Annotated in this window: 21 protein-coding genes; 11 read left to right on the top strand and 10 right to left on the bottom strand. The window is 68.9% G+C overall.

Annotation, left to right across the window (positions count from 1 at the left end; all coding sequences use genetic code 11):
• Positions 1 to 3: 3 nt before the first annotated feature.
• The 4 genes from ACLJQM_RS35795 to ACLJQM_RS35780 are packed head-to-tail and all read right to left on the bottom strand — an operon-like array spanning position 4 to position 5026.
• Positions 4 to 2319, bottom strand: coding sequence for an oxidoreductase (locus tag ACLJQM_RS35795; RefSeq protein WP_410634752.1), 2316 nt, complete (start codon positions 2317 to 2319; stop codon positions 4 to 6).
• A gap of 55 nt (positions 2320 to 2374) precedes the next feature.
• Positions 2375 to 3148 (bottom strand): amino acid ABC transporter ATP-binding protein, encoded by a 774-nt coding sequence (locus tag ACLJQM_RS35790; protein WP_247016571.1) that lies wholly within the window; start codon positions 3146 to 3148, stop codon positions 2375 to 2377.
• Positions 3145 to 4077 carry an amino acid ABC transporter permease gene (locus ACLJQM_RS35785; protein ID WP_247016569.1) on the bottom strand — a complete coding sequence of 311 codons (933 nt, stop codon included), beginning with the start codon at positions 4075 to 4077 and terminating at the stop codon, positions 3145 to 3147. Before ACLJQM_RS35785 ends, ACLJQM_RS35790 begins: the two co-directional genes overlap by 4 nt.
• A gap of 16 nt (positions 4078 to 4093) precedes the next feature.
• Positions 4094 to 5026 carry an ABC transporter substrate-binding protein gene (locus tag ACLJQM_RS35780; protein ID WP_410634750.1) on the bottom strand — a complete coding sequence of 311 codons (933 nt, stop codon included), beginning with the start codon at positions 5024 to 5026 and terminating at the stop codon, positions 4094 to 4096.
• Positions 5027 to 5174: 148 nt separating this feature from the next.
• Here ACLJQM_RS35780 and ACLJQM_RS35775 point away from each other — a divergent pair, with 148 nt between their 5' ends.
• Genes ACLJQM_RS35775 through ACLJQM_RS35765 form a run of 3 tightly spaced genes read left to right on the top strand, consistent with a single transcriptional unit; the run spans position 5175 to position 8630 of the window.
• Positions 5175 to 6833, top strand: coding sequence for a circularly permuted type 2 ATP-grasp protein (locus ACLJQM_RS35775; protein ID WP_410634749.1), 1659 nt, complete (start codon positions 5175 to 5177; stop codon positions 6831 to 6833).
• Positions 6834 to 6843: 10 nt separating this feature from the next.
• Positions 6844 to 7791, top strand: coding sequence for an alpha-E domain-containing protein (locus ACLJQM_RS35770; protein ID WP_360777925.1), 948 nt, complete (start codon positions 6844 to 6846; stop codon positions 7789 to 7791).
• Entirely contained in the window at positions 7788 to 8630 is an 843-nt protein-coding gene (locus ACLJQM_RS35765; protein ID WP_247016562.1) for a transglutaminase family protein, read from the top strand. Before ACLJQM_RS35770 ends, ACLJQM_RS35765 begins: the two co-directional genes overlap by 4 nt.
• Here the strand turns inward: ACLJQM_RS35765 and ACLJQM_RS35760 are convergent.
• Positions 8627 to 9664: a hypothetical protein gene (locus ACLJQM_RS35760; protein WP_410634747.1), complete on the bottom strand. Its 1038-nt coding sequence runs from the start codon at positions 9662 to 9664 to the stop codon at positions 8627 to 8629. The two genes, ACLJQM_RS35765 and ACLJQM_RS35760, sit on opposite strands and share 4 nt — an antisense overlap.
• Before the next feature lie 84 nt (positions 9665 to 9748).
• Here ACLJQM_RS35760 and ACLJQM_RS35755 point away from each other — a divergent pair, with 84 nt between their 5' ends.
• On the top strand, positions 9749 to 10309 hold the full coding sequence (locus ACLJQM_RS35755) for a TetR/AcrR family transcriptional regulator (RefSeq protein WP_410634745.1): 561 nt from the start codon (positions 9749 to 9751) through the stop codon (positions 10307 to 10309).
• A 72-nt stretch (positions 10310 to 10381) separates the two neighbouring features.
• Here ACLJQM_RS35755 and ACLJQM_RS35750 read toward each other — a convergent pair whose 3' ends face one another.
• Positions 10382 to 11803: a M20/M25/M40 family metallo-hydrolase gene (locus tag ACLJQM_RS35750; RefSeq protein WP_410634744.1), complete on the bottom strand. Its 1422-nt coding sequence runs from the start codon at positions 11801 to 11803 to the stop codon at positions 10382 to 10384.
• 368 nt (positions 11804 to 12171) lie between these two features.
• Between ACLJQM_RS35750 and pdhA the strand changes: the two genes are divergently transcribed.
• From pdhA to ACLJQM_RS35735, 3 genes are read left to right on the top strand one after another with little or no spacing between them, the layout of a single operon-like run.
• The gene (gene pdhA, locus ACLJQM_RS35745; RefSeq protein WP_360777933.1) at positions 12172 to 13377 is read left to right on the top strand and encodes a pyruvate dehydrogenase (acetyl-transferring) E1 component subunit alpha; all 1206 of its coding nucleotides are present in this window, start codon (positions 12172 to 12174) and stop codon (positions 13375 to 13377) included.
• Positions 13377 to 14369 (top strand): alpha-ketoacid dehydrogenase subunit beta, encoded by a 993-nt coding sequence (locus tag ACLJQM_RS35740; protein WP_360777935.1) that lies wholly within the window; start codon positions 13377 to 13379, stop codon positions 14367 to 14369. The genes pdhA and ACLJQM_RS35740 overlap by 1 nt, the downstream gene beginning before the upstream one ends.
• Positions 14370 to 14384: 15 nt before the next feature.
• Positions 14385 to 15707, top strand: coding sequence for a dihydrolipoamide acetyltransferase family protein (locus ACLJQM_RS35735; RefSeq protein WP_410634741.1), 1323 nt, complete (start codon positions 14385 to 14387; stop codon positions 15705 to 15707).
• Between the two features lie 51 nt (positions 15708 to 15758).
• Here the strand turns inward: ACLJQM_RS35735 and ACLJQM_RS35730 are convergent, their stop codons facing one another.
• On the bottom strand, positions 15759 to 15986 hold the full coding sequence (locus ACLJQM_RS35730; RefSeq protein WP_410634740.1) for a DUF6191 domain-containing protein: 228 nt from the start codon (positions 15984 to 15986) through the stop codon (positions 15759 to 15761).
• A 94-nt stretch (positions 15987 to 16080) separates the two neighbouring features.
• On the opposite strand from ACLJQM_RS35730, the gene ACLJQM_RS35725 reads away from it, so the two are divergent.
• Together ACLJQM_RS35725 and ACLJQM_RS35720 are read left to right on the top strand one after the other, a co-directional pair.
• Positions 16081 to 16668, top strand: a complete 588-nt coding sequence (locus ACLJQM_RS35725) for a TetR/AcrR family transcriptional regulator (protein WP_247016547.1) — start codon at positions 16081 to 16083, stop codon at positions 16666 to 16668.
• 20 nt (positions 16669 to 16688) lie between these two features.
• Positions 16689 to 18635: an ABC transporter ATP-binding protein gene (locus ACLJQM_RS35720; protein WP_410634737.1), complete on the top strand. Its 1947-nt coding sequence runs from the start codon at positions 16689 to 16691 to the stop codon at positions 18633 to 18635.
• Here ACLJQM_RS35720 and ACLJQM_RS35715 read toward each other — a convergent pair.
• Positions 18592 to 19923 (bottom strand): pentapeptide repeat-containing protein, encoded by a 1332-nt coding sequence (locus ACLJQM_RS35715; protein ID WP_410634735.1) that lies wholly within the window; start codon positions 19921 to 19923, stop codon positions 18592 to 18594. The genes ACLJQM_RS35720 and ACLJQM_RS35715 overlap by 44 nt on opposite strands.
• Before the next feature lie 68 nt (positions 19924 to 19991).
• On the opposite strand from ACLJQM_RS35715, the gene ACLJQM_RS35710 reads away from it, so the two are divergent.
• Positions 19992 to 20465 (top strand): FxsA family protein, encoded by a 474-nt coding sequence (locus ACLJQM_RS35710; RefSeq protein WP_410634733.1) that lies wholly within the window; start codon positions 19992 to 19994, stop codon positions 20463 to 20465.
• Positions 20466 to 20575: 110 nt separating this feature from the next.
• On the opposite strand, the gene ACLJQM_RS35705 is transcribed toward ACLJQM_RS35710, so the two are convergent.
• Positions 20576 to 21013, bottom strand: coding sequence for a very short patch repair endonuclease (locus tag ACLJQM_RS35705; protein WP_410634831.1), 438 nt, complete (start codon positions 21011 to 21013; stop codon positions 20576 to 20578).
• Between the two features lie 119 nt (positions 21014 to 21132).
• Here ACLJQM_RS35705 and ACLJQM_RS35700 point away from each other — a divergent pair, with 119 nt between their 5' ends.
• Positions 21133 to 22407: a DNA cytosine methyltransferase gene (locus ACLJQM_RS35700; protein ID WP_247016539.1), complete on the top strand. Its 1275-nt coding sequence runs from the start codon at positions 21133 to 21135 to the stop codon at positions 22405 to 22407.
• Positions 22408 to 22441: 34 nt separating this feature from the next.
• On the opposite strand, the gene ACLJQM_RS35695 is transcribed toward ACLJQM_RS35700, so the two are convergent.
• Positions 22442 to 23398, bottom strand: coding sequence for a NaeI family type II restriction endonuclease (locus ACLJQM_RS35695; protein ID WP_410634732.1), 957 nt, complete (start codon positions 23396 to 23398; stop codon positions 22442 to 22444).
• Positions 23399 to 23424 lie beyond the last annotated feature (26 nt).

Raw genomic sequence — 23424 nt, 5'->3', positions numbered from 1 at the left:
GGCTCAGCTCTCCCGGCGCAGCATCCGGCTCACGCCGGCCGCCACCGTGGTCGCCAGGATCCAGCCCGACGCCGTGAAGCCCGCCGCCACCCAGTTGTCGGGGCCGTGCATGTACCAGCGGCTCTTGTTGCCGAAGTCCACGATCGGCACCAGCAGGTCGGCCGTGTAGATCACCGGGTTCCACTGCAGGCCCGTGTCCTGCTGGTTCACCACGCACCGCGGGCCGTTCGCGATGATCTGGTGGGCCGGGTCCGAGGTCGCCCAGTGGATGCAGTCGTCCGTGCCCAGGCCGAACCACACGCTGCCCAGGACCAGCAGCGTGAACAGCCAGCCGAGGGCGCGGACCGGGCGGTAGCCGTAGCCGACCATCGATCGCTGCAGCCAGCTCCACAGGCGCACGCCCGGGCCGAAGAACTTGAAGCCCCTGGCCAGGGCCTCGTACCGGAACTGCTGTTTGCGCAGCGCCACCGTCGAGGCGTGCTCCTCGTTGCCCGCCGCGCGGAGCATGTGGGCCAGCTGGTCGTACGGGCCCGGCCGGTACCCGCGCATCGCTTTTCGCAGGAGCTCGATGCGGTGGTCGAGGGCCTTGTCGTCGTCGAGGGGGATGCCTCGGCCGAGGGCGTCGTAGCGGAAGTCCTCCAGCTCGATGCCGTCGGACGCGGCCCAGAACTCGTCGTTGTCGGTCAGCGTTCCGCAGTGCGCGCGGCGCAGGACGATGCGGCCTTCCGGGGGCAGGTTCGGGGTCAGCGTGAACTCGTCCGCCGCGACGTCGCCCGCGTCCAGGGCCACGTGGAACGGGGGCAGCGACCGCAGCTCCGAACCCCGCAGGTCGACGCGCCGCGCGACCTGGGCGCCGTCCAGGTTGACGCCGCCCTCGGCGGTGAACGGACGGCCGTTGTTGTCGCGGAGCGTCAAGTCGCGGCCGATCCGACCGGTACGCACATCCAGGGAAAAACTGCTGGTCGCGCGCAGGCCCGGCTCCGTCAGGCGGGTGCCCGCCAGGTTGATCGAACCGCCGACCTCGACGCCTTGCAGCCGCAGCGTGCCGTGGATGGTGGCGTCCGTCAGCTGGAAGTTGCCCGCGATCTTGGACCGGCGGGCCGAGAACACGTCACGGCCGGGGTGGCGGAACATCGAGTTCGACGCCAGGAAGTTGCCGCCGACCGTCACATCGGCCAGCCGGAGCTGACCGGCGGGCACGCGCAGGCTCGTCGCCTCGATGTCGCCGCCGATCTCGGTGCCGTCCAGGTGCAGCGCGCGGTCGTAGTACGGCTGCGACTTGCCGCGCTCGACCCTGATCTCGGCACCGGCCAGCCGCAGCGAGCCGCCGATGCGGGCGTTGACCATGCGCAACGTCCCCAGCGCCTGGAGGCCGTCCGAGAGCTCGACGTTGCCGTCGACGCGCAGGCGGTCGGCGACCAGCGCGGGCCGCGGGTCGAGGTACGGGTCGTTGGACTTCCACGCGTCGACGGCGATCGGCCCGTGCTGGGACACCGTCAGCTTCGCTTCGCGCAGCACGATGTCGCTGTCGACCGTCGCGCTCGGCAGGTAGACGATGCCGGTCGCGGAGAAGCGTTTCCGCTGACTGGCGGGCCCGTAGTTGTCGACTTCGCAGAGGAGGCTGCCGCCGATGTGCAGGCCGTTGCCGTTGAGCGCGAAGCCGTCCGGGTTGTTCAGCGTGGCGCCGGAGAAGTTGACGTTGCCGCCGGTCCGCAGGCCGGGGAGCCGGACTTCGCCGTTCGCGACCATCCGGTAGGCCAGCAGCGCCCCGGTCAGCACGAGCCGGTCGGCGTGGATCGCCTTGCCGTGCGGGTGCGAGATGACGGTGCGGGTGAGCACCATCGACCCCTCGATCACCGCGTCGGTGAAGTTGACGGCGGCGTTCGGCATCCCGCGTTCGCGGTCGTCGCCGCGCTGGACGGTCGTCTCCTCGATCTCGCGGTCGGCGCCGTCGACCTGCACGACGCTGCGGATCAGCCGGACGTCGTTGCGGCTGCGCATGTTGCGGGCCTTGAGCCCGGGCAGCCAGCACTTGCGGAACACGAGCCCGAGCAGGTTCGCCTCGCGCACGTCCGGCGGGTGCTCGAACCGGCAGCGCTCGAACCGGAACAGGAACTTGAGGTCCGCGGCACGCAGGTCGAGCGTGCCGGTGATGTAGGCGTCCTCGACGTAGACGGTCGGGGCGTTCGTCGCCTGCCGCCGCCAGCGCAGCAGCCCGGCGTTGCCGGGTTTCAGCAGGTCTTCGGCCCTGACCTCGTACCGGCGATCGGGGATGCCGGCGAAGGGGTCGAGAGGGGGCAGCGCGCTTTCGGTCGTCAAACGCCCAGCCCCCCTCGATCACCCGCTTTCAAAATAGCGAATCCGCACGCTTTCGTCAGGCGTTCGGGTTCAGCACCCGGGCGAGGAACGACTTGGTCCGCTCCTCGCGCGGGCTCCCGATGACCTGGTCGGGCGGGCCCTCTTCGACGACGACGCCGCCGTCCATGAACAGGACCTTGTCCGCCACCTCGCGCGCGAACTGCATCTCGTGCGTGACGACGACCATGGTCATGCCGTCCTTGGCGAGCTGCTTCATCACGCCCAGGACGTCGCCGACGAGCTCCGGGTCCAGCGCGGACGTCGGTTCGTCGAACAGCATCAGCTTCGGCTTCATCGCCAGCGCCCGGGCGATGGCGACGCGCTGCTGCTGCCCGCCGGACAGCTGCGCCGGGTAGTTCTTCGCCTTGTCGCCGAGGCCGACGCGGTCCAGCAGCTCCAGCGCGCGCTGCCGCACCTGGGACTTCGGCTCGCGCCGAACTTGGATCGGCGCCTCCATGACGTTTTCGAGCGCCGTCATGTGCGGGAAGAGGTTGAAGCGCTGGAACACCATGCCGATGTCCTTGCGCTGGAACGCGACCTCTTTCTCGCGCAGCTCGTGCAGCTTGTCGCCGCGCTGCCGGTAGCCGACCAGCACGCCGTCGACGTAGAGCCGGCCGGCGTCGATCTTCTCGAGGTGGTTGATGCAGCGCAGGAGGGTCGACTTGCCCGAGCCGGACGGCCCGATCAGGCAGAGCACCTCCCGCTCCTGCACCTCGAGGTCGATGCCCTTCAGGACGTCGACGCTGCCGAAGCTCTTGCAGATCCGCTGCGCGGACACCACGGGGGTCATGTGACGTTTCCTCCACCCCGGCTGAACAACCTCGACGCCCAGCCCTGGCGCTGGACCACGTCACGCGAAGTGCCGCGTGAGAACCGCTTCTCGATCTGGACCTGGACGACCGTCAGCACGGACGTCATGAACAGGTACCAGGCTCCGGCGGTGAGCAGCAGGGGCACGGTCTTGTAGTTCTGCGCGTAGATGGTCTGCACCGCGACCATCAGCTCGTAGTAGCCGATGACGACGACCAGCGCCGTCGTCTTCAACATGGAGATCGTCTCGTTGCCGGTCGGCGGGATGATCACCCGCATGGCCTGCGGGAGGATGATCCGCCGCAACGTCTTCGTCCGGCTCATGCCGAGCGCGCTCGCCGCCTCCAGCTGGCCGTCGTCGACCGACTGGATGCCACCGCGCACGATTTCCGCCATGTACGCGGCTTCGTTGAGGCCCAGGCCGAGCAGCGACGCCGTGAACTGCGTGATCAGCTGGTTGGTGTCCCAGCTGACGAACTCCGGCCCGAACGGCACCCCGAGTCCGAGCCGGGGGTAGGCCAGCGCCAGGAAGTTCCAGATGATCAGCTGCGTGATCAGCGGGGTCCCGCGGAACAGCCAGATGTAGATGGCCGCCGCGCCCGACGTCAGCGGGTTCGGCGAAAGGCGCATGACGGCCAGCAGGATGCCACCGACGATCCCGATGACCATCGAGATCACCGTGAGGATCAAGGTGTTCTGCAGGCCGCGCAGGATCCGGTCGTCGAAGAGGTAGTCCCCGACGACCGGCCACTGCAGGGCATCGTTCGTGATCACGCTGCGGACCACGATGAACGCGACGAAGAGGATGACCACCCCGGCCACCCAGCGCCCGTAGTGGCGCACCGGGACGGCCTTGATGGGCTCGGCGTCGATCGGCGCCTCGGCAGGAGGCGCTTCGGAGGAGCTCACGAACTCAGTCCTTAACTCAGGAGGCCGGGTTGATCTCCGACTTGGTGACCGCGCCGGTGGCGTTCAGGCCCCACTTGTCCAGGATCTTCTTGTACGCGCCGCTGTCGATCAGCTTCTGGATCGCGCCCTGCACGGCCTTGCCGTAGTCGCCGCTGCCCTTCGGCAGCACGATGCCGTAGGGCGCCGTGTCGTAGGGCGCGCCGACGGACTCGAGCAGGCCGTTGGTCTGCTTGACCGCGTAGTCGATGACCGGGGAGTCGGCCAGCTCGCCCTGGACGCGCTTGGCGGTGAGGGCCAGGTTGACGTCGGTCTGGGCCTGCAGCTGGGTGACCTCGATGGCCGGCTTGCCGCCGCCGGTGCAGGCGGCGTTCTTCTTGTCGAGGTCCTCGACCTGGGTGGTGCCCTTCTGGACGGCGATCTTCTTGCCGCAGAGGTCGTCGACCTTCAGGCCGTCGGGGTTGCCCTTCAGGACGGCCAGCGAGGTGCCCGCGCTGTAGTAGGAGATCATGTCGACCGACTGCAGCCGGTCGGCGTTGATGCTGAACGACGACATCCCCATCTCGTACTTCTTGGCGCTGATGCCGGGGATGATGCCGTCGAACGAGGAGTTCTGGAACTCCATCTGCACCCCGAGCACCTGGCCGATGGCGGTGCCGAGATCGACGTCGAAGCCGGTCGCCTTGCCGCCGTCCTGGAACTCGTTCGGCGGGTAGCTCTGGTCCTGGCCGACCACGATCTTGCCGTCGGTCTTCACGGCGGCGGGCACCAGGGCGGCGAGCGCGTCGTCCTTCGCGACGGCGCCGGTGTCACCCGACGAAGCACCGGGCGCCGCGCTGCTGGACGCGACGCCACCCGCACCGCTACCACCGGCACCGCAGGCCACGGTCAAGCCGACCAGGGCGAACGCAGGCAACAGGGCGAGCGCCTTGAGTTGGGTTCCTCGGGCCACGTCGTCACTCCTCGTAGTTCTCAGTTCGTGAGAGCACGCATATTGCCACTCATCCATACCAAAGCACAGCACTGTCGAGTTACAGCGACGTTTCGCACCGCGTCCACCCCGGCGCGAGTGTCGCGCACGAAGGGGCACGTGCGTCAGGATGTCGTTCATGAACGCCACCCCGCCCCGGCTGCCCCCGTCCGGTCGACGCGCGAGGAAGGCGACGACCAGCCGGATCACCCGGCCGGGGGCCCGGTTCGAGGGCTACCTCTCCCCGGAACGGCCGCACGCGGGCGCGTACGACGAGATGTTCGCCGTCGACGGCACGGTCCGCGGCCCGTACCGCGCGTTGTACGAGTCGATCGCGGCGCTCGACGCGCACGACCTGAACTCGCGCTCGGCCGCGCTGGACCGGGCGATGGTCGACCAGGGCATCACGTTTTCCCTCTCCGGGCAGGAGCGGCCGTTCCCGCTGGACCTGGTGCCGCGGGTGCTCCAGGCCGCCGAGTGGACGAAGCTCGAACGCGGCGTGGCCCAGCGTGTCCGCGCGCTCGAAGCGTTCCTCGCCGACGTCTACGGCGACCGGCAGATCCTGCGCGACGGCGTCCTGCCGCGGCGGCTGATCACGTCGTGCGAGCACTTCCACCGGGAGGCGTTCGGCATCACCCCGCCGAACGGCGTGCGCATCCACGTGTCCGGTGTGGACCTGGTGCGCGACGAGGAGGGCACGTTCCGGGTGCTGGAGGACAACCTCCGCAACCCGTCCGGGGTGTCGTACGTGATGGAGAACCGGCGCACGATGGCCCGGGTCTTCCCGGACCTCTTCGCCCAGCACCGCGTGCGCCCGGTGGGTGACTACGCGTCGCACCTGCTGCGGGCGCTGCGCGCGGCGTCCGCGGCGAACGTGGCCGACCCGATGGTCGTCGTGCTCACGCCGGGCGTGCACAACTCGGCGTACTTCGAACACTCGCTGCTGGCCCGGCTGATGGGCGTGGAACTGGTCGAAGGCCGCGACATGTTCTGCCGCGACAACGTCGTCTACCTGCGGACCACCGAGGGCGAGCGCCAGGTCGACGTCGTCTACCGGCGGATCGACGACGAGTTCCTCGATCCGGTGCACTACCGGCCGGACTCGGTGCTCGGCGTCGCCGGGATCCAGAACGCGGCGCGCGCGGGCAACGTCGTGGTCGCGAACGCCATCGGCAACGGCGTCGGCGACGACAAGCTCGTCTACACCTACGTGCCGGAAATGGTGAAGTACTACCTGAACGAGAAGCCGCTGCTGCCCAATGTGGACACGTTCCGGTGCTGGCTGCCGGACGAGTTCGACCACGTGGTGGCGCACCTCGACGAACTGGTGATCAAGCCGGTCGACGGCTCCGGCGGCTACGGGATCGTGTTCGGGCCGGACGCGTCGAAGAAGGAGCTGGACACGCTGCGGCGCAAGCTCCGCGCGCACCGGCGCGGCTGGATCGCGCAGCCGGTGGTCCAGCTCTCGACCGTGCCGGCCAAGGTCGACGACCGGCTCGCGCCGCGGCACGTCGACCTGCGGCCGTTCGCGGTCAACGACGGCAAGGACATCTTCGTGCTGCCCGGCGGCTTGACGCGGGTGGCGCTGCCGGAGGGCAGCCTGGTCGTCAACTCCTCGCAGGGCGGCGGCTCGAAGGACACGTGGGTGCTGGCGTCCCGCGCGTCGACGGCCGAGCGGGAACTGGAGCAGCCCGCGCTCGGCGCGATGTCCACTGTGGACGGCCTGGTCGCCGAGCAGGGGCCGGAGCTCTCCACGTCCCAGCAGCAGCAACAGCAACAGCAGAGCTAGGGAGGTTCGAATGCTGGCACGCAACGCGGAATCGCTGTACTGGATCGGCCGGTACGTCGAACGCGCCGACGACACCTCCCGCATCCTCAACGTCTCGGTCCACCAGCTGCTGGAGGACGCGACCGTCGATCCGGACCACGCGAGCCGGCAGCTACTGGCCGTGCTGGGCATCGACACCCCCGACGGCGAGCCCCTCGACGTCTGGAAGCTGACCGAGCTGGTGGCGTACGCGAAGGACAACCCCGCGTCGATCGTCGGCTCGATCAACTCGGCGCGGGAGAACACCCGCGGCGCGCGCGAAGTCGTCTCGACCGAGCTGTGGGAATGCCTGAACGCGACGTGGAACGCGGTGCCGGACCGGCAGCGGTACGCGCGGCGCGCCGGGCCGCACGCGTTCCTGTCGTTCGTGGAGGAGCGCGCGGCGATGTTCGCCGGCCTCGCCGACTCGACGATGAGCCGCGACGACGGCTGGCTGTTCATGGTGCTCGGCCGCTCGATCGAACGCGCCGACATGGTCGTGCGGCTGCTGCTGTCCCGGGTCGCGGACCGCGCGTCTTCGCCCGGCTGGATCACGGTGCTGCGCTCGGCCGGCGCGCAGGACACGTACCTGCGGACCTACCGGGGCGCGCTCGACGCCGGCCGCGTCGTGCAGTTCCTGTTGCGGGACACGCTGTTCCCGCGTTCGGTGTTCCACGCGCTGCGCCAGGCCGAGGACTGCCTCCAGCGGCTCGACCCGGGCGGCGGCGCGCGCAGCAACGAGAAGTCCGAGGCGCTGCGCGAGCTCGGCCGGGCCCGCAGCGAGCTGGAGTTCCTCCGCCCGTCGGACCTGCTGACCGACCTGCCGCGGCGGCTCGGCGCGTTGCAGACGTCGATCCGGGAGATCGGCGAATCGGTGTCGTTGCAGTACTTCAGCACGTCGCCGTGGGTGGCGTGGAGCGGTGCGGAGGTTTCGCTGTGACGTGGCAGCTGCGCGTGGCGCACCGGACCGGCTACCGGTACGCGACCCCGGCGACGCAGTCCTACAACGAAGCCCGGCTGACCCCGCGCTCGGACCGCCGCCAGACGACGGTGGCGACGCGCATCGAGACGACACCCGCGACGCGTGCGTACCGGTACACGGACTACTGGGGCACGGTCGTGACGTCGTTCGACCTCCACGCGCCGCACACCGAGTTCACGGTGCTGGCGACGTCGGTGGTCGAGACGGCGGACGAGGCCGAGCCGATCCACACGGCGTCGTGGCGCGACCTGCGTTCCGACACGGTCGTCGACCACCGCACCGAATACCTGACCCCGACCGACTACACCCCGCGCGACGTGACGTTGGCCCGCGAGGCTCGTTCGCTGCGGACCGGCCTGGACCCCGCCGAGTCGGTGCTGGCGGTGTGCGAGTGGGTGAACAAGCAGCTCAAGTACCAACCGGGCACGACGGGCGTCCACTCGACGGCCACCGACGCCTGGCAGGCGCGCGAAGGCGTGTGCCAGGACTTCGCGCACGTGACGCTGGTGATGCTGCGCGCGATCGGCATCCCGGCCCGGTACGTCTCCGGTTACCTGCACACGAAACCGGACGCGAAGCTCGGCGAGGTGGTCGAAGGCGAGTCCCACGCGTGGGTCGACGTCTGGACCGGCGGCTGGTGGGCGTACGACCCGACGAACGCGATCCCGGTCGGCCCGCGCCACGTGTGGGTGGCGATGGGCCGGGACTACGCGGACGTGGCGCCGTTGAAGGGCATCTTCACGGGCGGCGGTCAGTCCACTTTGGACGTCTCGGTCCAGCTGACCCGGCTCGCCTAGAGCAGGAAGGTCCCGCCCGCGGCTTCGGCCACCTCCGCGCCCAGCGCCGACGTCGGTGTGTGCGCGCCCGGCTTGCCCTCGCCGCGGGCCAGGCGGGCCGCGACCTCGGCCACCACCGACGTCGTGAAGTCCATGCCCTCGCCCGCGCGGAGCCAGCCTTCGCGCGTCGTGCCGTCGGGCCAGGTGACGACCGCGTGGCCCCACGAGTGCGCACGTGGGCGCGGGGCCGCCTTCGCCTGGATCCCGGCGAGCCGCCCGATCGCGAACCGGCGCAGCGCCGCGATGGACAGCACCCGGCCGAGCAGGGGCAACACCGCCCGGACCGCGGGGGAGGTGGGCGCGAGGCCGGACGTGATGGTCACCGACGGCGCGCCGCTCGCGCGCTGGGCGGCCACCAGCTCACCCGACGGCACACTCGCGGACTTCGCCGTCTCGCCGTCCGGGAACTCCAGCGTCCGCGCGTCCGCGCCGAGCCGCGCGGGGACCAGGCGGCCGTTCCGGTATTCGCGGCCGCCGGTGGTCAGGGCGTCGACGATGCTGGCGGCCAGCGCGACACCCAGTGCTCCCGCTTCGATGGCGACCGACGCCACCGCGTCGACGTGCACCGCACTCGGCGTCGCGCGCCCTTCGCACAGCTTCGCGACGACGGCTTCCGTGGCCAGGACGCCGAAGCCGGCGCCGGTCACGAACGTGCTGCCGCCGGCGAGGGCCGCCTCGTGCAGGTCCAGCAGCCGCGGGACGGCGACCAGGTCCGCGGCGAGGTCGACGTAGTGGCCGCCGGGCAGGCAGGCGCGCGCGATCGTCCCGGCCGTCGCGGCGTACTCGCCGATCGTGTTGACGACGACCGCCGGCCGCTGCCGCCGGATCTCCGCCGCGATGGCCTCGGCGCCGTCGGCGACGACGAACTTCGAGCCGGTCGCCGCCAGCCGTTCCCGGTTCCGCCCGACCAGCACCGCCGGCACCCCGCGCGCCGCCAGCTCGGCGGTGATGCCGCGACCGGTCCGGCCCAAGGCCCCGAGTACCCAGATCTCCATGTCGACCTCCAGTGACGTCTCAGTGTGTCATCACTGACGCTAGCACGTGACGACACACTGAGACATCGCTTGTAGGCTGGGGCCGTGGCCAGATGGGATCCCGGGACCGCGGACCGGCTGCGGAAAGCCGCGCTGGAGCTCTACGCCGAGCACGGGTACGACGCCGTGACCGTGACGCAGATCGCCGAGCGCGCCGGGATCACCCGCCGCTCGTACTTCCGCTACTTCCCCGACAAGCGCGAAGTCCTCTTCGCAGGCTCCGAGCAGTTGCCGCCCGCGATCGCCGAAGCCGTCCTCGCCGCCGACGACGCCGGGTCACCGCTGCGCACGGCACTCACGGCGCTCGCCGACGTCGGCACGCAGGTCACGCGGCTGGTCGACCCGTCACCCGAGCGCCGGGCCGTCATCGCGGCCACCGCGGAGCTCCAGGAGCGCGAGCGGACCAAGGGCGCCGCGATCACCGCCGCGCTCCGCGAAGCCCTCGAACGCCGGGGCACCCCGCCCAACCAGGCGAAAGCGGCCGCGCAGGTCGCGACGATCGTCTTCGGCGACGCGTTCGACCGGTGGATCGACGCGGCCGGGAAGCAGGACTTCCCGGACTACCTGGAGACGGCCGCCGCAACCTTGCGCGAAGCCTGCCGCTAACGCCGCACTTTCACGTGAAAGTGATCTGGAGGGACGACCTCCGGATCACTTTCGTAGGGAAAGTGGCGCGCTTCAGCCGCGGGCGTGGGCGTCCAGGATGTGCGCGACGGCCTCGGTGACCTGCTGCGCGTAGCCCAGGTGCAGCCACTCGTCCGGCACGTGGATGTTCGAGTCCGACCCGCACGCGCCGGTGACCAGGAACTGCGCCTCCGGGTACTTCCGCGAGAGCAGGCCCATGAACGGGATCGACCCGCCCATGCCGGTCGCGCGGTGCGGCTGGCCGAAGACCTCGTCGCTGACCGTGCGCAGGGCCGACGTCAGCCACGGCGCTTCGGTCGGCGCGTTCCAGCCGTCCTCCGCCTGCGGGTTGTCGCCGAAGGAGACCTTCGCGCCGTACGGGACGTCGGTGGTCAGGGCTTTCTTCACGGCTTCGAGCGCCTTCTCGGCGTCGGCCGTCGGCGGCAGCCGGAAGCTCAGGGTGAGCGTGGTGCTCTCGCGCAGGACGTTGCCCGCGTCGGCCGGCTTCGGGAAGCCGTCGGCGCCGATCACCGACAGCGTCGGGCGCCACGCGTTGTTGAGCATCAGCTCCAGCGCGTCTTCCGTGATCACGCGCCCGCCTTCGACCAGCGGGAACGCCTTCGCCAGCGCGTCGGGGAAGTCCTTCGACACGGCTTCGAGCTCGGCCAGCCGGTCCGCCGGGACGTCGACCTTGAGCTCGTCGAGCAGCAGCTCGCCGGTCTCGCTGTCCTCGAGCCGCTCGATCAGGCGCCGCAGCACGCGGAACGAGCTGGCGACCACGCCCGAAGCGACGCCGGAGTGCTGCGCCGAAGCCAGCAGCTGCACGGTGACGTCGAGGTGCAGCATCCCGCGCAGGCTCGTGACCAGCCACAACCGCTCGTAGTCGCTGCCGCCGGCGTCCAGGCAGACGACCAGCGAGACGTCGCCGATCCGCTCCGCCAGGTGCTCGACGTAGGCGGGCAGGTCCGGGCTGCCGGACTCCTCGCCGGTCTCCAGCAGCACGACCGTGCGGGCGTGCTCGCCGCCGGCCGCGTGCACGGCCTCCAGGGCCGACGTCGCCGCGTAGCCGGAGTAGCCGTCGTCGACGGACCCGCGGCCGTACAGGCGGCCGTCGCGGATCACCGGCGTCCACGGGCCGAGGCCCTCGGACCAGCCGCCGACCGGGGGCTGCTTGTCGAGGTGGCCGTACATCAGGACGGTGCCCTTGTCCGCCGCGCCCGGGGTCGCCGGGACGTCGACGAGCAGCAGGGGCGTGCGGTCTTCGAGCTGCACGACCTCGATGGTGGCGCCGGGCAGGTCGCGCCCGGCGATCCAGGCGCGGACGTGCTCGACGGCGGCGGCGAGGTGGCCGGTCTTGGCCCACTCGGCGTCGAAGGCCGGCGACAGGGCGGGGATCGCCACGAGCCCGGACAAACTGGGGGTGACCTCGTCGGTCCAGGCGGTGACAACGGACTCACGAACGGATTTCTGCTCCACGCCGCCATCGTGCCACGGGGGTCCCGGCGTGCGGCACGTCACAACGTCGCCACCGGTGGTGCGGAAGCGCTCACGCACGGCTGAGTGATCACCCCGCCGTACCAGGTGAACGCCCGGACCGGCGCCCGACCCTCGCAGGTCCGATGCTCGGGCGTCCTAACGTTTGCCCTGTTCAGCGCCTGTTTCTCAGCAACAAATAAGTATCCGTGACTCACCAAAGGGCGGACCATCGTGCCAGGATGTCCGCGTGAACCGTCAACGCCGACGGCGACCGAGCGCTTCGGACCCGATGCGCTGGTCCCCGCCGGTGCAGTCGCTGTGGTCGCCACAAGCGGCCGCCAGAGGCACCGACACGAGGAGTACTGCGCATGCCGTCCGAACAGTGGACGCACCCGGAACCCGGGGACGGGCCCGCCGCCGTGGCGGCCCAGCCCTCCCCGGAGCAGGTCATCGCCGGATTGCGAGCAACCAGCGAAGGTGGCGCTGAGCTGACTCAGCTGCTCACCCCCGAAGGCGAACGGGTGCCGTCGCCCCAGTTCGACAAGTACGTCGACGACATCGACGCCGAAGCCCTGCGCGGCCTGTACCGCGACATGGTGCTGGTGCGGCGGGCCGACCGCGAAGCCAACGCCATGCAGCGCCAGGGCCAGCTCGGCATCTGGGTCCCGCTGCTCGGCCAGGAAGCCGCGCAGATCGGCTCGGGCCGCGCCCTGCGGGCGAACGACATGGCCTTCCCCAGCTACCGCGAACACGGCGTCGCGTTCGCGCGCGGGGTCGACATGAAGGACCTGCTCGGCATCTTCCGGTGCACCGACCACAGTGGCTGGGACTACCAGCGCCACGGCTTCCACCCGTACACGATCGTGATCGGCAACCAGGTGCTCAACGCCGCCGGTTACGCGATGGGGCAGAAGTTCGAGGGCAAGGTCGGCGACGACGACGGCGAAGCGACGATCGTCTACTTCGGAGACGGCGCCACCTCGCAGGGCGACGTCCACGAAGGATTCGTCTGGGCCGCGGTCTACGACGCGCCGCTGGTGTTCTTCTGCCAGAACAACCAGTGGGCGATCTCGGAGCCGACCGAGCGCCAGTCGCGCCTGCCGCTCTACCAGCGCGCCCGCGGCTACGGCTTCCCCGGCATCCGCGTCGACGGCAACGACGTCCTGGCCTGCCTCGCGGTGTCCCGCTGGGCGCTCGACGAGTGCCGCCACGGCAACGGACCCGTCTTGATCGAGGCGTTCACCTACCGCATGGACGCGCACACGACGACCGACGACCCCACCCGCTACCGGCTCTCCGACGAGCTGGAGGAGTGGAAGCTGAAGGACCCGATCGAGCGCGTCCGGGCGTTCCTCGCCCGCGGTGGCGGCGCCGACCAGGCGTTCTTCGACAGCGTCCAGGAAGAGGCCGACGCGTTCGCGGCCGACCTGCGCGAGTACACGTTCAACATGCCGGAACCGCCGCCGGACCGGATCTTCAGCAACGTCTACGCCGAGGGCAACCCGGTGCTGGAGTCGCAGCGCGAAGAGTTCCTGTCCTACCTCGACGGTTTCGCCTCGGCGGGTGAGCACTGATGACCGACCTCCAGAAACTCACCATCGGCAAGGCGCTCAACCTCGGCCTGCGCCGCGCGATGGAAGAAGACCCCAAGGTCCTGATCATGGGCGAGGACGTCGGCAAGCTCGGCGGCGTCTTCCGGATCACCGACGGCCTGCAGAAGGACTTCGGCGAGCAGCGCGTGCTGGACACGCCGCTCGCGGAGTCCGGCATCATCGGCACCGCGGTCGGCCTGGCCGTGCGCGGCTTCCGGCCGGTCTGCGAGATCCAGTTCGAGGGCTTCATCTTCCCGGGCTTCGACCAGATCTCCTCGCAGCTGGCGAAGCTGCACTACCGGACGCAGGGCAAGATCAAGATGCCCGTCGTGATCCGGGTGCCGTTCGGCGGCGGGATCGGCGCGGTCGAGCACCACTCGGAGTCCCCGGAGTCGCTGTTCGCGCACATCCCGGGCCTCAAGGTCGTGTCCATTTCGAACGCCGTGGACGCCTACTGGGGCATCCAAGAAGCGATCAAGTCGGACGACCCGATCCTGTTCTTCGAGCCCAAGCGGCTCTACCACTCGGGTGCGCTGCGCGCGGAGATCGACGTCGCGGGCACGCCGCAGCGGATGTTCTCGTCGCAGGTCGTGCGCGAGGGCACGACCGCGACGGTCGTCGCGTACGGCCCGTCGGTGAAGGTCGCGCTCGACGCGGCCGCCGCGGCGGAGGACGAGGGCAAGTCGCTGGAGGTCATCGACCTGCGCACGCTCTCGCCGCTGGACCTCGGCCCGGTGTTCGAGTCGGTGCGCAAGACCGGACGGCTGATCGCGCTGTCGGAGGCGCCGTCCGAGTCGTCGCTGACGTCGGAGATCGCCGCGCGGGTGCAGCAGGAGTGCTTCTACTCGCTGGAAGCGCCGGTGCTGCGGGTGACCGGGTTCGACACGCCGTACCCGCCGGCCAAGCTCGAGGAGCACTACCTCCCCGACCTGGACCGGGTGCTGCACGCCGTCGACCGTTCACTGGCCTGGTAGGGGGGATCCCGCGCAATGCCGACGTACAAAGAGTTCCCCCTGGCCGACACCGCCGAGGGGCTGACCGAAGCCGACATCCTGAACTGGCACGTCAAGCCGGGCGACACGGTCACGGTCAACCAGATCGTGGTCGAGATCGAGACGGCGAAGGCGGCCGTCGAGCTGCCGATCCCGTGGGCCGGCGTGGTCACGGAGCTGCACGTGGAGCCGGGGCAGACGGTGGAGGTCGGCGCGCCGATCCTCACCATCGACGTCGACCCCGGTGGCGCGGCGGCGCCCGCGCCTGCTGCCGCCGTTCCGGCTCCGGTCGAAGAAGAAGAGATGAAGCCGCTGGTCGGCTACGGCTCCAAAGCCGTGGTCACGCAGCGGCGGGCCCGGAAGGGTGCCGCTCCGGCTCCCGCACCGGCCGCGGTGGCCGTCGCCGCTCCGCCCGCTCCGGCTCCCGTGGCCCCGGCTGCTCCTCGCGGCGGGTACGTTCCGCTCGCGAAGCCGCCGGTGCGGAAGCTCGCGAAGGATCTCGGCGTCGACCTGCACGCGCTCACCGGCACCGCCGATGGCGGCGTCATCACGCGTGAAGACGTCGAGCGCGCCGCGAACGGGACTGCAGTCGTGCCTCCCGTCGCGGTTGCCGGCAACGGATCGCGCGAGCGGCGGGTGCCGATCAAGGGCGTCCGCAAGATGACCGCCGCGGCGATGGTGCAGAGCGCGTACACCGCTCCGCACGTCACGGAGTTCCTGACCATCGACGTCACGCCGATGATGGAGTTCCGCGAGAAGCTGAAGAAGTCGCGGGAGTTCGCCGGGGTCAAGGTCACGCCGCTGACGTTCGCCGCGAAGGCCGTGTGCCTGGCGGCGAAGCGCACGCCGGACATCAACGCGGTGTGGGACGAAGCGGCGCAGGAGATCGTCTACAAGGACTACGTGCACCTGGGCATCGCGGCCGCCACGCCGCGCGGCCTGATCGTGCCGAAGGTCCGCGACGCCGACTCGCTGTCGCTCAAGGAGCTGGCGCAGGCGCTGACGAAGCTGACCGACGTCGCCCGCGAGGGCAAGACGTCGCCGGCGGACATGGCGAACGGCACGATCACGATCACCAACGTGGGCGTGTTCGGCGTCGACACGGGCACGCCGATCATCAACCCGGGCGAGTCCGCGATCCTGTGCCTCGGCGCGATCAAGGACCAGCCGTGGGTGGTGGACGGTGAGATCAAGGTCCGCAAGGTGCTCCAGCTGTCCCTGAGCTTCGACCACCGAGTGGTCGACGGCCAGCAGGGTTCGGAGTTCCTGGCCGACGTCGGCGCCCTCCTGGCCGACCCGGCGATGGCGATGACGTACTGAGTTTTCGCAGGTGGAGGGCCGTCCCGGAAGTTCCGGGGCGGCCTTCCGCGGTCACGGCCCCCTGAGGACGATCTTCCCGGCGTCGAGGTCGACGCGAGTGCCGCCAGCGGCTTGGTGATCGTCGACCAGCATCAGCTGGACCTGGCGCTGCTCCAGTTCGTGCTGCTTGGTGCCGCCGAGGATCGCCTCGACCTCTTCGGTCGCGACCGCGCTGGCCATCCGCGGGCCGTCGCCACGGCGGTGCCACGGCAGGAACCGGCGACCCCAGAGCACGCCCATGGCGTCAACCTATACTCACTTGACGGAGTGAGTACTCACTCCGCACACTGGTGGCATGACACCAGCACCCGAAACCCGGCGGAGAGCGCCTGGCATGAGCGCCGAAGCGCGGCGCGCCATGATCGTGCACGCGGTGCTGCCGCTCCTCATCGAGCACGGCGCGAACGTGACGACCAGCCAGATCGCCCGCGCCGCCGGCATCGGCGAGGGCACCATCTTCCGCGCGTTCAAGGACAAGGACGAGCTGTTCGACGCCTGCACCGCCGAAGCGCTGCGGCCCGACCACGTGCTCGACGCGATCGCCGAGATCCCGGTCGACCAGCCCCTCGCGGACCGGCTCGTCGAGGCCGCCGAAGCGCTCGGCGCGCACCTCGAGCGGATGGGCGCGCTGATGGGCGCCCTGCACGCGTCCGGCCGCGTCCGGCACCGCGACCCCGAGCAGCGCCTCAAGGACCAGCGCAAGACGTGGAAGGGCGGCCGCCGCGAGTCGATGGCCGCCATGCGCGGCGCGATGGTCGAGCTGTTCACGCCGGAGAAGGACCGCCTGCGCCTGCCGCCCGAGCAGCTGGCCGGCCTCTTCCTGACCTTGCTGTTCGGCGGCCGGATGGCCCCGGACGGCGACGTACCCACCCCGCGCCAGGTGGTCGACGTCTTCCTGCACGGCGCCGTGGAGGCCCCGTGATCCCGGGTGGTGGGGGCGGGATGGAGTTCATGATGGCCCGCCGCGGCCGTCGCCGGCACGCGTCGACCGTGCCGGAGAGCGGGCTCACGGGCCCGGTCGACATCCCGGAGCCGAAACCGGAAGACCAGCCGAAGGACCTGCGCTCGCGGCTGAAGCGCGCGAAGACGTCCGTGGCGGGTACGGTCCGCGGCCTGCCGAAGGTCGCGAAGCTGACGTGGCAGGCGAGCCCGCCCCTGACGATCGTGCTCGCGCTGATCACGTTGTTGTCGGGCCTCCTCCCGACGGTGACGGCGTACATCGCGAAGCTGCTGCTCGACTCGGTCGTCGCGGCGATCCAGGGCAAGGGAACCAACGGCGACATCGTGAACGTGGCGCTGTTCCAGTTCGCCGTGCTCGCCGCGACGGCGATCAGCAGCGCGCTGACGTCGATCGCGCAGGCCCTGCTGCAGGAGCGCATGACGCTGACCATCCGCCACCGCGTGATGGCCCACGCGAGCGAGCTGCACCTGGCGTACTTCGAGGGTTCGACGTCCTACGACATGCTGCGCCAGGCGGCGCAGGAAGCCCCGACCCGTCCGCTGTCGATGATGAACTCGGCGCTCGGCCTGGTCCGGACGCTGATCACGTTCGGCAGCATGATCGCGCTGCTCGTTTCGATCAGCCCGCTGCTGGCGCTGGTCGCGCTGCTGGCGCCGATCCCGGCGTTCATTTCGCAGTCCAAGTACGGCTCGCGCGCGTTCTGGCTGACGTTCCTGATGTCGCCGATCAAGCGGCGGATGGATTACCTGTCTTCGCTGGTCACGACGGACACGTACGCCAAGGAAACGAAGCTGTTCGGCCTCGGCCCGTACTTCGTCGACCGCTTCCGCCGCCTCGGCCTGGTGTCGTACGAGCGGCAGCGGAAGCTGACGATCAACCGCAACATCAGCTCGACGTCCTGGGGTCTGCTGAGCACGTTCGCGGGCTCGGCGATCGCGCTGTACATCGCACTGGAGGCGGTCGGCGGCCGGCTGACCCTGGGCGACCTGGCCCTCTACACGGCGGCGGCAACGTCCGTGCAGGCGTCGGTGTCCGGGCTGTTCACGGCGTTTTCGGGGATGTACGAGAACAATCTGTACCTGGACACGCTCTACCGCTTCCTGGACACGAAACCCGAGATCACCGCGCCGCCGTCACCGCGGAAGTTCCCGTCCGTTGTGGACGGTCACATCGAGTTCGATTCGGTGACGTTCGCCTACCCGGGCGCCGAGGAGCCGGCACTGGAGGACGTCAGCTTCGAGATCCGCCCGGGCGAGACGGTGGCGGTGGTGGGCCGCAACGGCGCGGGCAAGTCGACACTGTTCAAGCTGCTCTGCCGTTTGTACGACCCGACCGCCGGCCGCATCCTGTTGGACGGCGTGGACATCCGCGAGTACGACCCGGTCGAGCTGCGCGAGCGGATCAGCGCGATGTTCCAGGACTACGTGACGTACCAAGGAACGGCGGCGGAGAACATCGGGCTGGGAGACCTTTCACGGTTGGAGGATCGCCCGCACATCGAGGATTCGGCCCGCCGAGCGGGCGCGGACGAGCGCATCGAGCGCCTGCCGTCCGGCTACGACAGCCCGCTGGGCCGGTGGTTCGACCAGGGCGTCTCACTGTCCGGTGGCGAGTGGCAGAAGATCGCGCTGGCACGGGCTTTCCAGCGGGAGGCACCGTTGTTGATCCTCGACGAGCCGACGTCGGCGTTGGACGCGCAGGCTGAGCACGACTTGTTCGCGCGGCTGCGCCAGCTGTCGGAGGGGCGGACGACGCTGTACATCTCGCACCGGTTCTCGACGGTTCGGCAGGCGGAGCGGATTTTGCTGCTGGACCGGGGGAAGGTGGCTGAGTACGGAACTCATGAGGAGCTGATGGCGGCGAAGGCCGGGTACGCGGAGCTGTTCACGCTCCAGGCACGGGCGTACTTGGACGAGGTGCCGAGCTAGGGGTCCGGACGAACTCCGCGGGGATCTCGGTGCCCCCGCGGAGTTCGACGTTCCGCAGGTTCAACCAGGCTTTGGCGCCCTCGTCCGCGCGAAGCTGGACGGCCACGGTGTCGAGCACGCAGTCCCGCAGCCAGACCATCCGCTCGCGATCGCTCCACAGCTCCAGCCGCAGTCGGGAGCGCAGGAACCGCACGTCCTCGAAGGTCAGCCGCGGAAAGCCGCCCTCGTCATCGCGCCATCCGGCGTAGAGGCCTTCGAAGTCCACATCGGTGTCGGCCAGCTCCAGCTGCTCGAAACGGAGTTCCCCGGCTTCGATGCTGAGCTGCGTGAAGTCCAGACGTGTGCACGCGACCCGGCACCGGTAGAAGTCGGCCGTCTTCCCTTCGACGGTCGCACCGGCCCAGCTGAGTTCCCGCCCGATGAACTCGGTTCCGACGAACTCGACCGCGCCGTCGAAAGTCGCCTTCGCGAAGGTTGTGCGCTCGGCGGCGAAGCGCGTGCCGTGGCAGCTGAGGCCGCCGCTGAAGCGCGCGCGGTGGAACGAGGCCGACTCCCCGGTGAACTCCGCCCGGTCGAGGATCAGCCGCCCGCGGAACCGGAGCCCGGAGAAATCGGCGTTCTCGAACACGACTTCGGTGAAGTCGAAGTCGATCGGCTGCCGCCACCACCGGAGGCCGGTGAGCCGATCGCGGAACATCCGGAGGATCGCTTCCCGCACCACGGACTCGCCAGGCGCCATGGCCGGCGGCTGAAGCCGCAGGTATCCGCAGAGGACGTCGACGCAGACCTGGCGCTTGTCCTCCCAGTCGTCAGCGAGCCCGGCAAGGGCGTAGACGCCGGTCAACCGGACCGCGGGACTGTCGTGGGCGAGCTGCTCGGCGGCGGCGCCCAGGCGTTCGTTGAACCCTTGAACGGTCTCCCGCTCGGCCTTCTCGACGGCGAGGGCGTGCTCGTTCTCGGTGACCCGCTGCTTCCGGTAGTTGACGGCGAGCAGCACCACCCCACCCAGCCCGGCGACCACGGAGAGAGCGATCTTGAGCAGGTCGAGCAACTGGGCGACGTCGAACGCGGCCGTGGTGGGCAGCCGCGGCCAGCCGAGGAACCAGAGCAGCCCGCCCCCGGCACCGCCCGCAACGACGACGGCGATCGCCAGCCAGACGAGCACGGAGACGGCAATACCGGCTCTCACCTGGGGGAACGCGGGAAGCCTCAGCCGTTGACGCCCGGTCAGTGCGACGACGCCGAGCACCGCGAGCGCGATCAGGAGCCAGCGGAACCAGTCGGGCACGAGGTGTGACCCTAGCCGGTGAATTTCGGCCGCGGGAGCAAATCGGACAGGTCGTTCGTTGTCCCGGTATGGCTGTCGCGTTCCTGCTCTACGTCATCGCCGAGATCGCCGCGATCTGGGCGGTGGGCTCGGCTGTCGGCATCCTCGGCACACTCGGCCTGCTGCTCGGTGGCGCATTCCTGGGCTCGTGGCTGGCCCGCCGCGAGGGCGGCAAGGCGATGCGCGCGTTCGTGGAGTCGGCCCGGCTGGGACGCCCCTCGGAGAAGGAGCTGACCGACGGCATGCTCGTCGGGCTCGGCGGGGTGCTGATCCTGGTGCCGGGGTTCGTGAGCGACGTGCTCGGTTTGCTGTTGATCCTCCCGCCGTCCCGCGCGGTGGCTCGGCGGTTGTGGCTGAAGCGGATGGAGAAGCGAGCGGTCCGGTTCGCGAACCAGCGCCGAGGTCCGGTGATGGTGGTGGACAGCGAGGTTGTGCCTCCGCAGGAGCCCCGGGGTGACCGCGACCAGCCGACGGTGATCGAAGGTCGCGTCATCGAGGGGTAGCGAACCGGTCGTCGACCGATCACCCAGCCCGAAAGGATGTTTCGGGCCGACACGCTCCCCAATCGTAAGTTTCTGTCAGACGTCGCACATATGATCGAGTCGTGGTCAGCTTAGTCAAACCGGTTCGTCACCGCGGCAACCGCTTCCGGCAGGGCAACGTGCTCCCATATGCGCACGACGTCCCAGCCTTCGGCGGCCAACGCGGTGGTGACCAGCTGATCTCGCTCCATGTTCCGGCGGAGCTTGGGAGTCCAGTACCACTCGTTGCTCGTCGGCATCCGGCCGTGCTCAGGGCACACGTGCCAGAAGCAGCCGTCAACGAACACCGCGACCTTCCGCCGGGGGAAAACGATATCCGGCCGGACGCGAAGGCCGTCGCCGACCACGAGCGGCAGGTCCTTGCGGTACCGGTACCCAAGACGGTGCAGCTCCTTGCGGAGGGTGACCTCAGGTTTGGTGTCCTTCCGGCAGTTGGCTTGCATGTTGCGCGAGCGTCCCTCCGTAGCGGGCTTGGGGTAGGTACCCCTTGCGTGAGCGAGTTCACGCAAGTCGCGCTTGTCCGGACCCGGAGTAGTCATCAAGCAGGCAGTCTACGCTCGGCCGCTCCAGCCGTAAGGGATGATGGCCGTCGGTACACGCCGGCGAGCTCGCCTTGGAAGGGAAGATCATGAGCCAGGCCTTCGAGGCAATCGAAATCTGCGCCGGCATGGGCGGCCAAGCGCTCGGCCTGGAGAAGGCTGGCTTCACCCACCGGCTGGCGATCGAATTGGACGCAAACGCTAGCCACACCTTGAGGCAGAACTTGCCCGAGGAGGTCGTGCTCGAAGGAGATGTCGCTGACCCCAGCGTATGGAATCCGCACGAGCACGGTCCTGGCGGCGAGGTCTACGAGAAGCGCGGACAGCTTGCCCTGCTCGCAGGCGGCGTGCCATGCCCGCCTTTTACCGTTGCGGGGAAGCAACTCGGCGCCAACGACGAGCGTGACCTGTTCGCCTGGGCGGTCGAACAGGTCAACATCATCAAGCCCCGTGCGGTGCTTCTTGAGAATGTGCGTGGTCTGAGCATGCCTCGCTTCGCGGGCTATCGGCAGCACGTGCTGGACAGGCTTGCCGAGTTCGGGTACGTGGCTGAATGGCGCCTGCTTCACGCATCCGGCTTCGGCGTCCCCCAGCTACGACCGCGTTTCGTACTCATCGCCCTCGAAGAGGAAGACGCCAAGTACTTCAGCTGGCCGCAGGAATCCGAGGCTGAGCTCACAGTCGGCGAGGCGCTCAAGGACCTCATGGGGGCCCGGGGCTGGAAAGGCGTCGACGACTGGGCCAGGAAAGCCGACAAGATCGCACCTACGATCGTTGGCGGCTCCAAGAAGCACGGTGGCGCAGACCTGGGACCGACCCGCGCGAAGCGCGCGTGGGCTGAGCTCGGGGTCGACGCCATGGGCGTGGCAGACTTAGCCCCCGGCCCCGACGACGAGTTCAAAGTCGGCCCCAAACTCACCTGCGAAATGGTTGCCAGGATTCAGGGCTGGTCGGGTGAGTACCAGTGGGAGTTCACCGGCCGGAAGACCAGCCGTTACCGCCAGATTGGCAATGCCTTCCCGCCGCCTGTGGCACGAGCACTGGGCGAGGCCATCATCCTTGCATTCAAGCAGGAGAAGCTTGCTGAGGAGCGCACGGCAGCCAATCATGACGCCGTGTACCGAGCGCTTCGCAACGCGGACGACTTCATCGAAGCTGAAGAAATCATCAAGTCGGCGGATCTACGGATTGACGTCGTCGAGCTCGAGCGCAGGATTGAGCTCTTGCGCCGAGACTTCGACATCGACATCAAGACGAGCAATGGAACGAAGATCTACCGGCTCGGAAATTTCAAGGCCTTCATCGGCCAGGAAGACCACGAACGGCACGCGAACTTCCTGAAGAACCGCGCGCGGATCAGCTAACCTGGGGTGCCACCTGAGCTGCCCGGCGTTCTATTCAGATGGTGGGCAGCTTAGGAACCAGCTCCTCGGCATCCTCCTCGCGCGCCAACGTCCAACGCTCGCCCTCTAGCGAGACGTATGGAACTACTGGGCGATCGGGATTCAACCGAACCAGTCTGGCACTGACAAACTCACCCGGTCCAGGCACTGGGAGGCCCAGCTGACGCGCCAGCGCACCATGACTCGTGTAATCGCCAAGGATTACGATTCCACGAGGCTGAAGGTTCGACCTGGCACCTCCATTGGATCGAACACGCTTCATGTAGTCGTCTTGCATCGCAACGGTGGCGACGACATTGCGGCTCACCCGGCGTTTTTGAGCCCTCAAGAAGAGTTCATTCACACGTTTCTGGCCAGAGCGAGGCGCGAAGATGGCGTCGATGTCCGCCCTGGGCAGCTTCAAGAGCAGGTTCTCCTGAAGCGGCGCCTCCCAGAAGAGTCGCTTAACAGCACTTCTGCCGACCGCATTCAGAGTTCTCTTTGCATCCCGGTTCCCGCCAGTGTTCAGGTACTCAGATCTCGCTCGAACAAGTCCGGCACACCATATAGAGTCCGTATCACTCGCCCATACGCCGAGTATTATCTCATTGTGCGCTTCCGGTGGAATCATCCAAGCAAAACGAGTTTGCGAAAACTTGCAGTCAACCTCGAACCCGGCGATTTCATAGTCCATGCGCTTGCCGTCAGTGAATTTAAACTCACGCTGAAGATTGATCTCGATGAGAGTACCAGCGTGCGCCTTTTCTGTTTTGAACAGCTGATCCCAGCGGTACCGCCCAGTGTGCTGGCCATCTAGCAACATGTCGATGCTACGCCGGATAGCCCCAGCGAACCTCGAGCCATCCGGGTCATCTCTCAGGATGCTTTCCGCGACAGCGTTCAAAGCCGGATCATCGGCAGGTTCAATTCCCGGAAGGAGGGTCTGCTGCGGATCAAGCTCGTCATGAGACACTCCGAGGATCTTACATAGCTGAACCA

The organism is Amycolatopsis sp. cmx-4-83, from assembly GCF_046548815.1.
Classification (GTDB): Bacteria; Actinomycetota; Actinomycetes; order Mycobacteriales; family Pseudonocardiaceae; genus Amycolatopsis; species Amycolatopsis pretoriensis_A.
Note: the sequence above shows the minus strand (reverse complement) of the source record. Positions and strands in the feature narration are given on the sequence as shown.